Raw genomic sequence first — 13,457 nt, forward strand, 5'->3', positions numbered from 1 at the left:
TTGGCGAACAAAAGCCCAGGTGGGCTCCGCCAAAAGGGCACATCATCGGGGGTGGGCTATTCGGTGAGGAGTGATTCGCTGATGTTCATCCGGCCGGCGCGAGCCGCGGGGAAGAAGGATCCCGCGAAGCAGAGAACAAAGGCGATCACCACATAACTGGCGATCACCAGCTGCGGCGAGTACTGCACCTGCACAGATGTGGTCTGCGTCAGGATCTTGTTGCCCACGATGTGGAGTCCGGTGCCCATCACCACACCGAGCAACGACCCGACCGCTGCAACGGCCGCGGCCTCAGCGAGAACCATCTTGCGGACAAATCGCCGCGACGCACCCATCGCCCGCAGCACACCGATCTCGCGTTTGCGCTCGATCACCGACAGCAGCAACGTATTCAGCAAGGCGACTGCCGCGACCACCGCAACAATCCACTGGATGGCGATGGCAAAGGCACCCGACTGTTCGACGGACGCCTTGGTGGCATCGAGACCCTCTTGCCCGGTGTAGACGTTGACAGGCATGGTGGACGCCTGCGTGGCAGCGGCTTCCAGCAGCGGTCGCATCTGTTCGGTGTCGACCCCCGGATTCAGCGTCACCTGCAGATAGGTGTCGCCGGGACGGTTGAACCACTCCGCCAGCAGGTCAAAGGAGATCGCGGCGGTTCCGGAGTTGATGCTCACGTAGTCGACGAGTTGCAGCACCGGTAGCGAGTGATAGCCCGTGGGAGAAGCGATTTCAACGGTGTCACCGGTGGTGACGTCCAGGTTGCGGGCCAGTGTGCGCGACATGATCATGCCCCGACCGGCCAGGACCTCGTCGATGACCTCCGGCGTACCCTTGCGAATAAAGGGCGCGGTGGTTCCAGGAGTCAATCCCTGCAACATGACTCGGGATTCACCGACGTTGACCGACGCCCACTGGCCACCGACCACCTGCTCGACCCCGGGGACCTGCCGCACCGCGTCTGCCACCGCCGGATCGAGGATCGGACCGTCCGGGATGGTCGACTTCTCCTGCGACGACACGTAGAAGTCGGTGTCACCCAATCCATCCAGCGAATCCGTGATCGATGCCACCAGGTTGTTCATCACGCCGGACGTACACAGCCCGACCGTGATCGCCACGGCCACGGTCATCAGCGTCGCCCACGCCCGCCGCGGCGCCCGATCGGTGTTGACCGCGCTCAGTTTCCCGGGCCCGCCGAAGCGCCCGGCAAGCCAGGTCACCGCCGCGACCAGCGGTTTGGTGATCGCATAACAGACAAGCAGCATGCCCACGCAGAAGACGATGCCGGCGATGGCCACCGCCTGACTCTGGATCTCGAGGGCCATGATCCAACCGACCACGATCAGCACAACACCCAGTACCGCACTGACTTTCGCCGCGAGCCCGGTGCCGGCCTTCTGGTCGGCAACCACTCCCCCGGACATCGCCTCGATGGGCGAGACTGTGAACACAAGCCTCGCCGCCAGCACGCTCGCACCGGCGCACGCCAGGACACACGCGATGACCGCAACGGGCGCCGCATAGGCCGGCAGACCGAACTCGACTGTCGCGCCATACGACGACAACACATCCGGTAGCTGCCCGATTGCCCAGCGCCCGGCCAGGATTCCGACCGGAACACCGATCAGGCCACCGACCAGGCCGAACAGCGCGGCTTCACCGATCAGGTCGGCAACAAGTGGTCCACGTCGGCCACCGAGCGCCCGGATCATCGCGATCGACGAACGCCTCGACGCCACCGCCATGTTCATCGTGTTGAACACCAGGAAGCCGGCGATGACCAGCGAGATCAACGACACCAGCAACGTCGAATCCCGGGTCACCGCACTGGCGGTCTCGGCTTGTTTGGCCCGGAAATCGGGGTTGACGACCACGGCCCGACCATCGACGACCGCGTTCAACTGCTCACGCAGCTGACCGGTGGTGGCGTCAGATTCCTTCGTCACCAGAATCGAGTCGACGCGGCCGTCGTGGCCAGTCAGCTTCTGGGCCAGACCCAGGTACGCAAAGATGAACTGTCCGTTGTTGATCGAACCGGCCGCAGGCGCGTCGATCACCATGGTCACGGTGGTGTCGACACCGTTGATCGAAACCTGTTGGCCCTTCTGGAATCCGGTCGCCTTGCCGACACTGATCCCCGACATCAGGGCGGTGACATCAGCACCCTCGGTGGCCGAGGCCACGGCATCTCGCAGGCCGCCCTGGATGGAGGCGATGTTGTTGTCGCTGCCGAGTACGGTGGTGCGTTTGCCATCCACAAAAATTGAGCTGTTGATCAGCGGGACAACACTTTTCGCAGCCGGGACATCGCGGCGGATTTCACCCATCAGCTCGTCGTCGACACCCGAGTCGACGATGCCTGCGATCTCGAGATCAGCGGACCCCGAAATGGTCGCACCGAGCTTTTGCACAGACGACGTCAACGACCCGTAGGTTCCGAACACGGCCACCAGCAGTGCTGAGGCGACCACCACCACCAGCAACGAGGTGGTCACCCGCAGGCGATGGCCGAGTAGTTCACGAAGATTGACAAGCCGTATCCGCGTCAGGCCTGCACGAACCGACCCGAACAGTGCCAACGGCTTCACTCCTGAATCTTCCCGTCCCGCACGGTGATCGTCCGATCGGCGTGCGCAGCCGCCTTGTTGTCGTGGGTCACCATCACCACCAGTCGGCCGTCACCTTCGCGCGCAACCTCGGAGAGCAACTCCAGGATCGATTCGCCCGTCTGCGAATCGAGGTTTCCGGTCGGTTCATCGGCGAGGACGATCCGCGGGCTCATGATCAGCGACCGCGCAATCGCCACGCGCTGCATCTGTCCGCCGGACAGCTCGGACGGGCGGTGCTTCGCACGTTCGCCGAGCCCGACCCGGTCCAGCAGTGCGATGGCCTCCGGCTTGGCCGACCTCAGCGACTTTCCGTCGAGCAGCCGTGGCAACGCGACATTTTCCCATGCCGACATCGTCGGGATGAGATTGAAGAACTGGAAAATGAATCCGACCCGCTTACGCCGGAACTCGGACTGCTCTTCCTCGGACAACTTCGCCAGATCGAGACCATCGACGATGATCGATCCGGAGTCCGGGACATCCAGTGCCCCCAGGACATGCAGCAGCGTGCTCTTGCCTGCGCCGGACGGCCCCACGATGGACACGAACTGACGTGCTTCCAGCGTCAGGTTGAGACCGTCGAGTGCACGGACCTTCTCCTGTCCCATCTGGTACTCCCGCACCAGATCGATCGCTTCCACGATCGGCCTTCCATCCGTCTCCCGGACGACGTCACTCAATCCCGCGCTCTGCTCACTCAATCCACTCCCCCGTCGTGAAGAACTTCTCCAGAGTCGCTTCGGCACGGGTCAGATCCAGACCGGCGCCGGCGACCCAATCGTCGTTGTAGTACGTGTCGGAATACCGATCCCCGCCGTCGCACAGCAGAGTGACGACGCTGCCCGGCGTACCTTCCCTTCGCATTTCGGCGACCAGGCGCAGCGCACCCCAGAGGTTGGTTCCGGTCGATCCACCCACCCGCCAACCCAGGACCTCACTGGCGCGCCTGGCGGTGGCGATGCTCGCGTCGTCGGGTACCGACACCATGCGGTCGATCACCTGCGAAACGAACGACGGCTCAACCCGCGGACGACCGATCCCTTCGATGCGTGAGCCGGGCAAGGGCCCGGCCGGAGCTTGCGCGTCACCGTCGCGATAGGCCGGGTAGAACGCCGAGTTCTCGGGGTCGACGACACACAGCCACGTGTGGTGCCGCCGATATCGGATGAAGCGGCCGATTGTGGCCGAGGTTCCGCCGGTTCCGGCACCCACGACCACCCATGTCGGTACCGGGAATTCTTCTTGTGACAACTGACTGAAGATGGATTCGGCGATGTTGTTGTTGCCACGCCAGTCCGTGGCGCGTTCGGCCATCGTGAACTGATCGATGAAATGACCGTCGGTCTGATCGGCCAACTGCTGCGCGGCGCCGTACACCTCGTCGGACCGGTCGACGAAATGGCACAGTCCACCCTGCCGCTCGATGAGCCCGATCTTGGCCGGTGACGTCGTCGCGGGCATCACCGCGATGAACGGGACTCCGATCAACTGCGCGAAGTAGGCCTCGGACACCGCCGTCGAACCCGATGAGGCCTCGATGACCGTGGTCCCCTCGGTGATCCAGCCGTTGCAGAGTGCATAGAGGAACAGCGACCGCGCCAGACGATGCTTGAGCGAACCCGTGATGTGGGTGCTCTCGTCTTTCAGATAGAGCGAAATCCCGGCGGCACCCGAAGTCGTGTCCCACCGCGACCAGGCAGGCAGCGGAAATCTCAGTAGATGCGTGTCCGCGCTACGGGTGGCATCGGCGTCGATGAGCCGGATCGCGTTGTCGACCCACCCACGATCGGCCCGCCTGTCGACCTCACGTGTCCACACCGGTCCCGCGCCGTCCCCAGCGTTCGCCATGGCTACTTGTCAGATCCGTCTTCACCACGAAGCCGCGACGTCAGGTTCTCGCGCTGCGCCTTGCGGCCGGCGTCGACCGTCGCGATACCGACGTTCACGCGGTCCCGCAGGCCCTTGAACAGCAGCATTCCCAATGGCAGGGCGATGATCACCGCAAAGAACGCGGCCACCAGTATCGGAACGTCGATCCCCGCTGCCTGACCGATCAGGTAGATCGCGCCTGCCAGCGCGATCACCAGAGCGATCCGCGCACCGGTGAAGAGCACCAGGTCGATCGCCAATCGGCGCCCGGCACCGGGCGTCGGCTCCACGACAGGAGGTGTGCGGTCCTTCTTCGCAGAAGGCCGTTTGTTTGCAGATGGCTCATTCGTGCTCACGTCCTAGACCTTACTGCGCACACAGCAGGCCGGGAACGTCCGCCTTTGCAATCGCTTTACCAACACCTAACTATTCGAATACCTGGGCATTTCGGTGTAACCATGAGTCGTAGGCTCCTCCAGAGACACGCGGGAGAACTGCACACAATCCCTGCCGAAGTTCCACTCGGACCTGCGGCAAGCGGTTGACGGCCCACTCGATAGGAGCAGCCATGACGTTTGCAGGCCACCTCGGACAACCCGCCCCCACGCCCGGCTTGAACTCTCCCGGCTTGAACACCTCAGGCTTGAGCAATCCCAGCCCGATTCTCTCGCCCCAGGCCGCCAGCCAGCACACGCTGACTCCGGGCCAGGTGGCCGCGATGTTCAACGTCAACCCCAAGACTGTCGCCCGTTGGGCCAGCTCGGGACTACTCGGCGCCATCCGCACGCCCGGCGGACACCGCCGATTCCGGGAAGAAGACGTTGTCGAGCTCCTCAATCGCCGCACGCCTACGACCGGTAGCTGACCCATAGTTCACGTCCGACCACCTCAGACCACCTGCGTGCGTCTGTCGGCACCGCGTGTTCGGCGCAGGCAGGCACCACGAGTCGGCACCTCCAGTAGCCTGGCCTCAACGGCTTTGATTCTGGAGGTGCCGAAATGATCTACCTACTTGCCATCATCGGCTTGCTGGCACTGACCTACCTTGCGTGGCGCGCATTTGGACCCGACGCGGAGGGCGGAGAGACCGGTGGACACGGCGGACCCCAGATCCCGCGACGTCAGATGAAGCGCGGGCCCGTCGGCCCGGACGATGATCTCGAATTCTTGAACGATCTGGAGCGCAAAGCCCGCGACAAGAATCCGAAGTTCAATTCCGACGGTGACGACCGGCCCAATTCCACTGATTGACGTTGTCCGGCTCTACTGATTAACGTTACTTCGCCTATACAACTGTCCAACTTTTCTTGGCCTTTTGTCCAAAAATTATAATCGGATTTCACGACCGGTATTTGGCGGATTAAGTCCGAAGTTAACGTACCCAAATTGCCAGAAGGCGCCTGGTCTCGGTACCCCTTTTGCGAACTTTAAAGGTAGAGTCACGCTCTAGTTCGACCGCTCCACACTGCTGCGGTCAAATCACAGGTCTGGGAGTTAGATAAGTGGCTGCTGTACACGATGGAAAAACGTTTGCCGACCACCTGAACGAATTGTTCAGCACCGTGCGCGACGAGAACGGAATCCCCTACACGGGCAAGAAGATTGCCCTGAAGGCGAACCAACTCGGTTACACCCTGAGTGATGCCTATATCTCCCAGCTGCGGACCGGCAAAGCCAAAACTCCGTCTTTTCGAACCGTCGAAGCAATTTCCCGGGCATTCGAAATCAGCGTCACGTATTTCTTGACAGATCCAGATGAGGATCTCAAACGTGTCGAACAGCAACGTGAATATGTGCAGATGGCCGCCGAGACCGGCGCACACCTCGCAGCATTCCGGCACGAGGCCATCTCCACCGACACCCTCGATGTCGTCATCGAACTCCTGAAGGTTGTCAAGAAGCAGCAGAACGATCGCGTGAGCTGACGCGCGTCGAAGACGCCCTCGATGTGCCGGCGAAGACGCCGTCGACATATGCCGTCGAAGACAACCTCGATATGCCAAAAGGCGCCCTGAACCAACTGGTCAGGGCGCCTTTCACGTTGCGGTCAGAGCCCGGCGTAGGAGTGCAGGCCCGATACCACCAAGTTGATGATGAACAGGTTGAACAACATCGCCACGAAGCCGGCGATGTTGATCCACGCCGCCGCCGTGTTCCGCCACCCGGCGGTGGCCCGCGCATGTAGGTATGCCGCGTAGATCACCCAGGCGATGAACGAGACCGTCTCTTTGGGGTCCCATCCCCAGAACCGACCCCAGGCGGCTTCGGCCCAGATGGCACCGCAGATGACACCGAGACCGAACAGTGGGAACGCGAACACAACAGTCTTATAGGCGAGGCGATCGAGCGTCTGCGCCGACGGCACGCGCTGCAGGATCCGACCCCAGAATCGATCGCTCGGTTCGGGGTACTTCAGCTTCAACAGGTACAGGATGCTCGCCACGCCCGAGACCAGGAAGACCCCGGATCCGAGTGCGACGATCGAGACGTGGACGGCCAGCCAATAGGACTTGAGCGCCGGGACCACGGGTGCAGCGTTGGTGTAGAGGTAGGTGCCGGCGATGAACAGCAGGATGACAATCGGCAGCAATACGAATCCGAGCAGCGGACGGTACTCACGCTTGCGCAACACCACCAGGGCCGCGATCATGCCGGCGGCACAGCTGATGGAGACGAACTCGTACATGTTGCCCCAGGGCGCCCGGCCGGTTGCGAAGCCGCGCAACACAATCGACGCGACCTGCAGCGCCGTCGCCAGGAGCACCACACCGTAGGCCATCTTGGCCAACCGGTCCCCCAGCGGCTCTTTCTCTGCGGCCTGGAGCTTGCCTGGCGTCCGCACGTCGTCGGCGTCGACCACCGGCGAACCACCGACCGCACCCGCGGCGACGAGTTCGTTCGACTTCTCGATGGTCTTGTTCTTGGAGGCCAGCGATGCCAGGAACAGGATCATCGCCAGGACGTACACGGTCAGCGCCGTGCCGTACGTCAGGTCGGAGAACCGAGAGAGTGTCTCATCGACGTTCATCAGTCACCTTTTCCCAGCGTTCATTTTTTACGTCCACCTTGTTCTTTGCCACCAGGCTTGTTTTTGTCCGTGTCAGGGGCGATGCCCAACAGATCGGCGACCATGTCGGAAAAGCCTTCGCCCCAACCGGCCTGATCCGTACGTGCCAGACCGGCCATTTCTACTACAGAGCGTCGCACATCCACCGTAGAGGTGCCATCACCCGGCGGCCCGGTCAACGGCGTGATCCGGGCCCACACCCGGCGGCGCTTGATCAGCAGCGACACGAGAAGGCCGACGAGCATGGCGATCGCGGACACCAGCACCCACTTCTGGGCGGGATCGTGCGAGACCTGCAACGACACCCAGCGTTGGTAGCCGTCGAACTGGACGGTCGTGCCGTCCTCGAGTTTGGTCGATTCGCCCATGTTCAGGTTGACGCGTTCCTGCTTGAGCAGACGTCCCTGGTTGATCAGGTTCACGTCGAGTGAGAACACGTTCTGTGGTCGTCCGGTATCGAGGCCGGTATCGCCCTTGTAGATGTCGATCGCAACCGCGGGAGCCTCCGGCAGAGGGAAGCTCGAGGTCATCAATCCACCGTGGAAGGTGGCCGTCGGGGCGAACAGACCTTCGATGGCGATCTGATTCTTCCGCCGCTCGTCCTCGTTGGGATAGAGCCCGGCGGGGGTGTCGAAGCGGGCTGCACCGCTCGACATCATCGTCTGCAGCTCATCCGGCTGGAACGGAACCGTCTGCGTGCGGGTTTCGCCACTCGGGAACGTGACCGTGAAGGTGGGAGCAAAACCATTGCCCAGCAAATAGATTCGATCGCCCGCGATACGCAGAGGATGGTTGACCTTGACTTCGCTGGACTGCCACTCGTCGGTGTCGATGTCGCTGCCGACCTGGTATTTGAGGTCAGCGCTGTACATCTCGGGTTGCCCGGTCGGCAGGAAGTCCGCGTCGAACGACTCCACCTGCAGACAGAACTCGTTGAGATTGGTGCCGTCGACCATATTGCCTGCGCGGAAGGAGTCGTACACCGCGGTCGAGGTGTTGCAGAGGCCTTCCTGGCCGTCGGCGACCAGGATGCGGGTGCCCTCGTAACCGAACATCTTGCCTGCCGCGATCGCGACCAGCAGCGCCAGCAGTGCGAAGTGAAAGAGGAGGTTGCCGCCTTCGCGCAGGTAACCCTTCTCGGCCGAGACCTCCACGACGGTCGCCACCGACCCGTCGGCTTCCTTGCGCTCGACGGTGCGGGTGGTCTTGCGCCATCCCCGCAGACCGGAGTTGATCTTCGACGCGATCTCGTCGGGTGTGCCGTCGACCTCGTGACTCTCGTGCCGGGGCAACCGGCCGAGGTTGCGCGGTGCCGGGACCGGACGGGCCCGCAGCGCCTTCGCGTGTTCGATCATGCGAGGCGTCAGACATCCGACGAGCGAGATGAACAGCAGCACGTAAATGGCTGTGAACCAGATACTCGAGAAGACCTCGTACATCTGGATCTTGTCGAGGAACCGGCCGACGAAACCGTGATCGGCGATGTACTGCTCGGTCTTGAACTCGTTCAGCGACCGTTGCGGCAGGAGTGCCCCGGGTACCGCGGCCAGCGCCAGCAGGAACAGCAGCGCGAGCGCGGTCCGCATCGAGGTCAGTGAGCGCCAGGTGTTCCGGGCGGGCCACAGCAGGTAACGCCGAAGCGGGCCGGCCTTCGGGACGGGCGGCGGGGTTCTGGTTTCGGTTGCGGTCATATCGGAAGCACCGTGTCCGAGACGAACATGTCCCGAACCCAAACGATGAATTGATCCCACAGTCCGGTCACCAGCGCCACACCCACGACAACCAGTAGTACACCTCCGAAGATCTGGATGGCGCGAGCGTTTCTGCGCATCCAGCCAACCGCCCGCAAAGCCCAGGCCGAACCGAAGGCCAGAAGGATGAACGGGAGGCCCAAACCGAGGCAGTAAAAGACGATGAGCGTCACACCGCGGGCAGCGGTCGAACCCTCGGTGCCGCTGGCGGTGGTGATGACCGCGGCCAGTGTCGGCCCGAGGCAGGGCGTCCAGCCGAGCGCGAAGACCGCACCCAGCAATGGGGCTCCCACCAGGTTCGACACCAGTCGCGGATGGAACCTGGCGTCGCGCTGCAGCATGGGGATCAGGCCGATGAACACCAGTCCCATGAGGATGGTGATCACACCGCCGACACGCTGCAGCAGTTCGCGATTGACCACAAAGGCACTCGTGATCCCGAACACAGATGCGGTGGCGAGCACGAAGACGATTGTGAATCCGAGCACAAACAGCAAGGCGGCCCCGGTAACCCGCAGGCGTCCGGCCTTCTTCGACTCCGCATCGCTCATCGCCGGGGCCTCGGCACCCACCAGTCCTGCAAGGTAGGACAGGTAGCCGGGAACCAGGGGCACCACGCAGGGCGAGGCGAACGAGACCAGCCCGGCGAGCATGCAGGCCCCGAGCGCCAACAACAGCGGCCCGCTCGAAACGGTCTCCGCGAAGGTGTCACCGACTCCGGCGAGGTGGCTTGAACTCTGGGCTACGAAAGTCATGCGGTATCAGATGTTTCAGCGGCGATCCGCTCGACAACAGGTTGGAGTTCGTCCGCGGTGATGGCTTTGAGGAACACCGCCGCGGCACGATGCTGACGATCGAGAACGAGGGTGGTCGGGATCACCGAGGTCGGAGTGGTCAGCTTCGACAGGGTTCGTCCGTCGTAATCGAAGATCGACGGGTACGTCACCGCGCGATCAACGACAAAGTCGCGGGCCGAATCCCTGCGGTCACGAAAGTCGATGCCCAAGAACGCAACACCCGAATCCTTGGTGTTCGCATAAACCTCTTCGAGCGCGGTTGCCTCACCGCGGCACGGGCCACACCACGAACCCCACACGTTGATGACCACGACCTGGCCTGCAAAATCGGTGAGGTTGATGGTCTTGTCGTCGGACAGCAGATCGGGGCCGGTGAGGTTCGAAACCTTGCCACGCTCCGACGGCGGATCGTAGAAGATGACGGTTTTGCCACCAGGAGAAACGAATTCGAAGTTCTCACCTTGTGCCACGGCGTCGTCGCCGGTGCCGCAGCCGGCGATCACCAGCAGCGTCGCGATCCCAAGGATGCACAACGTGACCATCCGCCAACCAAGCGGTGCCAGTACGCGGGTCCTCCCACGCTCAGGGCCGAGCTCCATCACTGTCTCGCTACCTCAGGCTCCCGTGGCAAGGGGGTCAGAAGCACCGGCCGGCTCCGAATAGACGATGTCCACCAACGCATCCCCGTCGTACAACAGACTTGTCAGCGACGCCAGCGAGCACTGCCGCTTACGCGGGTCATGCCAAAGGCGTTGCCCTTCAAGGAATCTCCGCAGCGTATACACCGGCAGCTGGTGGCTGACACAGACAGCCTCATGACCCTTGGCCTCTTCGCGGGCCTTGTTGGCGACCGCGAGCATGCGGTGCGCCAACTGGATGTACGGCTCGCCCCAGCTCGGGGTGAACGGGTCACGCAGTTTGATCCAGTGCCGGGGGCGACGCAGCGCACCGTCACCCACCGAGACCCGCAGACCCTCGAAGGTGTTCTCGGCCTCGATCAGACCTTCGTCGGTGATGATCTCGAGTCCGTGCGCCGCCGCGATCGGAGTCGCGGTTTCCTGCGCCCGCTGCAGCGGGGAGGCGAACACGTGGGTGATGTCGTGGTCGGCCAGGGCATCGGCAACCGTCTGCGCCTGTTTCGCGCCGAGCTCCGACAGGTGAAAGCCCGGCAGTCGGCCATAGAGGATGCCGTCGGGGTTGTGAACTTCCCCGTGCCGCATCATGTGCACGATTGTGCGCATCAGTTCTCCTTCAGGGCCCGCGCAGCGGCGGTCGCAGCAGCCGGGAGTGCCCCGGCTATAACACCGAAAGCATCCTCGTCCAAGGCCGCGGACACAAACCAGGCTTCGAAGGCGCTCGGCGGCGGGTAGACGCCGGCATCGAGCAGAGCGTGGAAGAACGGAGCAAAACGCCAGGTCTCGGTCTTCTTCACGGCCGCGTAGTCGGTGATGGGAGTATCACCGTCTGCGGTGAAGAACACGCTCACGAGGTTGCCCGCGTACTGCACACGGTGGCCGACACCCGCTGTGGTCAACGCGTCCCCGATCAGGGTTCCGAGCTGTTTCGAATTGGCATCCAGGGCGGCGTAAACGGCGTCGTCCGCGTGGCGCAGGGTTGCCAATCCGGCAGCGACCGCCACCGGGTTCCCGGACAGGGTGCCTGCTTGGTAGACGGGGCCTGCCGGGGCCAGGTACGCCATGATGTCGGCGCGACCACCAAATGCCGCGGCCGGAAGTCCACCGCTCATAACCTTGCCGAAGGTGTAGAGGTCGCCGGCAACGCCCTCGAGGCCGAACCAGCCGGCCTTGCTCACCCGGAAGCCGGTCATGACCTCGTCGATGATCAGGAGCGCACCATCAGCACTGGTGGCGTCCTTGAGGCCCTGATTGAAGCCTTCGACCGGGGCGACAGCACCCATGTTCCCGGCGGCGGCCTCGGTGATGATCGCGGCGATCTGTCCGGGATACGCCGCGAATGTCTCGCGGACGGCGGCCAGATCGTTGTACGGCAGCACGATGGTGTCCTGGGCCTGCGCGCCGGTGACACCGGGTGAGGTCGGCAGGCCCAGCGTCGCCACACCCGAACCCGCGTCGGCGAGTAATGCATCGACATGGCCGTGGTAGCAGCCCGAGAACTTGATGATCTTGCTACGCCCGGTGAATCCACGGGCCAAACGCACCGCCGACATCGTCGCCTCGGTACCCGAGTTGACCAGTCGTACCTGCTCGACCGGGGCGACCCGCTTGATGATCTCTTCGGCCAACTCGATCTCGGCCTCGGTCGGCGCACCGAACGACAGACCCGTGGTCGCCGCCTTCTGCACGGCCTCGACAACCGCCGGGTGGGCGTGGCCCAGAATCATGGGGCCCCAGCTGGAGACCAGGTCGACGTAACTGTTGCCGTCGGCATCGGTCATCCGATAACCGGATGCGCTGGAGATGAACCGCGGGGTTCCTCCCACAGAGTTGAAGGCTCGAACAGGCGAGTTCACTCCGCCTGGAATGGCACGGGATGCGCGCTCGAAGAGCTGCGCTGACTGATCGGTGGCATGCGACACGACCTCCAGTGTGGCAAACGCCGACCCATGAACCGAACATGGCGGGTTCTCGTGACGCTGACCTGGCCTTTAACTCACCCCAACCCGGCATCGCCGAAAACTCAGCGGTATCGGGCACCGGTACCCGAGGATGCGACCTCGGTCGTTGCGGTCCGGATCGAGCGTGTTTCATCTGGGGTGGATCGACCCAGGGCAAGCGGGTCGGGTGGACGCCGGAATCGTGCAGAGGCGACCACAACTGCCGGCCACACCAATTCGGCGACCACGGTCACGCGTTCGGCGAGCCCGAGCAGTGCCCCGCCCTGGGTTTCATAGGCGGTCCAAGCAAGCAGTAGAAACAGTGTGCTCGACGCCGCGATCGCTACGGGGACCCGGAGAGCGGCAGGCGCCGCCCTCGACCGGGATATCGCAAGTGCAGGCCACAGCGCCAGCAGAAATGCCGAGACGCATGTTGCCGCGAGGTGGAGTGGTGCTGTCAGGGTGATCGGAACCGCTGCGACCGCCACACCACTGGCGCCACCGGCGACCAGAACCACACGGGCGATCGGCCGCACCATGAACAGACCCAGACCCACCACGATCAGGCAACCCGCACTGACAGCGATACCGGCCGACATGACCCATTCGGCGCGGTGCGATGTCGCGAGGACGCTGAGTGTCTGGCGGATCGGGTTGTAACCGGCTGTGGCCAGCGAATCCGCCGCGACTGCGGTCACGAGTAACACGATCGGGGCCGTTGTCGCCGAGACCCGCGCCCAGCGCGGCACGATCAGTCCGCTTGCCTTCACAAAGGTTTCAACCACG

General features: G+C 63.3%; 14 protein-coding genes. 3 read left to right on the forward strand and 11 right to left on the reverse strand.

Going from position 1 to position 13,457, the window contains the following annotated elements:
• Positions 1-56: 56 nt before the first annotated feature.
• From AC1TQG_RS04530 to AC1TQG_RS04545, 4 genes are all read right to left on the reverse strand, one after another.
• Positions 57-2,591, reverse strand: a complete 2,535-nt coding sequence (locus tag AC1TQG_RS04530) for an FtsX-like permease family protein (protein ID WP_482135737.1) — start codon at positions 2,589-2,591, stop codon at positions 57-59.
• A complete protein-coding gene (locus tag AC1TQG_RS04535) occupies positions 2,588-3,220 on the reverse strand; it encodes an ABC transporter ATP-binding protein (protein ID WP_482137258.1) in 633 nt (210 codons plus the stop codon). Before AC1TQG_RS04535 ends, AC1TQG_RS04530 begins: the two co-directional genes overlap by 4 nt.
• A gap of 85 nt (positions 3,221-3,305) precedes the next feature.
• On the reverse strand, positions 3,306-4,460 hold the full coding sequence (gene cds1, locus AC1TQG_RS04540; protein ID WP_482135738.1) for an L-cysteine desulfhydrase Cds1: 1,155 nt from the start codon (positions 4,458-4,460) through the stop codon (positions 3,306-3,308).
• A gap of 2 nt (positions 4,461-4,462) precedes the next feature.
• Positions 4,463-4,837 carry a DUF4229 domain-containing protein gene (locus AC1TQG_RS04545; RefSeq protein ID WP_482135739.1) on the reverse strand — a complete coding sequence of 125 codons (375 nt, stop codon included), beginning with the start codon at positions 4,835-4,837 and terminating at the stop codon, positions 4,463-4,465.
• A 287-nt stretch (positions 4,838-5,124) separates the two neighbouring features.
• On the opposite strand from AC1TQG_RS04545, the gene AC1TQG_RS04550 reads away from it, so the two are divergent.
• From AC1TQG_RS04550 to AC1TQG_RS04560, 3 genes are all read left to right on the forward strand, one after another.
• Positions 5,125-5,346 (forward strand): BldC family transcriptional regulator, encoded by a 222-nt coding sequence (locus AC1TQG_RS04550; protein ID WP_482137259.1) that lies wholly within the window; start codon positions 5,125-5,127, stop codon positions 5,344-5,346.
• A gap of 134 nt (positions 5,347-5,480) precedes the next feature.
• On the forward strand, positions 5,481-5,732 hold the full coding sequence (locus AC1TQG_RS04555; RefSeq protein WP_482135740.1) for a hypothetical protein: 252 nt from the start codon (positions 5,481-5,483) through the stop codon (positions 5,730-5,732).
• Between the two features lie 251 nt (positions 5,733-5,983).
• Positions 5,984-6,406 (forward strand): helix-turn-helix domain-containing protein, encoded by a 423-nt coding sequence (locus tag AC1TQG_RS04560; RefSeq protein ID WP_482135741.1) that lies wholly within the window; start codon positions 5,984-5,986, stop codon positions 6,404-6,406.
• A 122-nt stretch (positions 6,407-6,528) separates the two neighbouring features.
• Here AC1TQG_RS04560 and ccsB read toward each other — a convergent pair whose 3' ends face one another.
• The 7 genes from ccsB to AC1TQG_RS04595 form a co-directional block, all read right to left on the reverse strand.
• Positions 6,529-7,509, reverse strand: a complete 981-nt coding sequence (gene ccsB, locus AC1TQG_RS04565; protein ID WP_482135742.1) for a c-type cytochrome biogenesis protein CcsB — start codon at positions 7,507-7,509, stop codon at positions 6,529-6,531.
• Positions 7,510-7,529: 20 nt separating this feature from the next.
• Positions 7,530-9,239 (reverse strand): cytochrome c biogenesis protein ResB, encoded by a 1,710-nt coding sequence (gene resB, locus AC1TQG_RS04570; RefSeq protein WP_482135743.1) that lies wholly within the window; start codon positions 9,237-9,239, stop codon positions 7,530-7,532.
• Positions 9,236-10,054: a cytochrome c biogenesis CcdA family protein gene (locus AC1TQG_RS04575; protein WP_482135744.1), complete on the reverse strand. Its 819-nt coding sequence runs from the start codon at positions 10,052-10,054 to the stop codon at positions 9,236-9,238. Before AC1TQG_RS04575 ends, resB begins: the two co-directional genes overlap by 4 nt.
• A complete protein-coding gene (locus AC1TQG_RS04580; protein ID WP_482137260.1) occupies positions 10,051-10,638 on the reverse strand; it encodes a TlpA family protein disulfide reductase in 588 nt (195 codons plus the stop codon). Before AC1TQG_RS04580 ends, AC1TQG_RS04575 begins: the two co-directional genes overlap by 4 nt.
• Before the next feature lie 72 nt (positions 10,639-10,710).
• On the reverse strand, positions 10,711-11,337 hold the full coding sequence (locus tag AC1TQG_RS04585) for a histidine phosphatase family protein (RefSeq protein WP_482135745.1): 627 nt from the start codon (positions 11,335-11,337) through the stop codon (positions 10,711-10,713).
• A complete protein-coding gene (gene hemL, locus AC1TQG_RS04590; protein ID WP_482137261.1) occupies positions 11,337-12,662 on the reverse strand; it encodes a glutamate-1-semialdehyde 2,1-aminomutase in 1,326 nt (441 codons plus the stop codon). Before hemL ends, AC1TQG_RS04585 begins: the two co-directional genes overlap by 1 nt.
• Before the next feature lie 92 nt (positions 12,663-12,754).
• Positions 12,755-13,456: a DUF998 domain-containing protein gene (locus tag AC1TQG_RS04595; RefSeq protein ID WP_482135746.1), complete on the reverse strand. Its 702-nt coding sequence runs from the start codon at positions 13,454-13,456 to the stop codon at positions 12,755-12,757.
• Position 13,457 lies beyond the last annotated feature (1 nt).

The sequence above is a fragment of the Williamsia sp. Y844 genome, assembly GCF_056786475.1.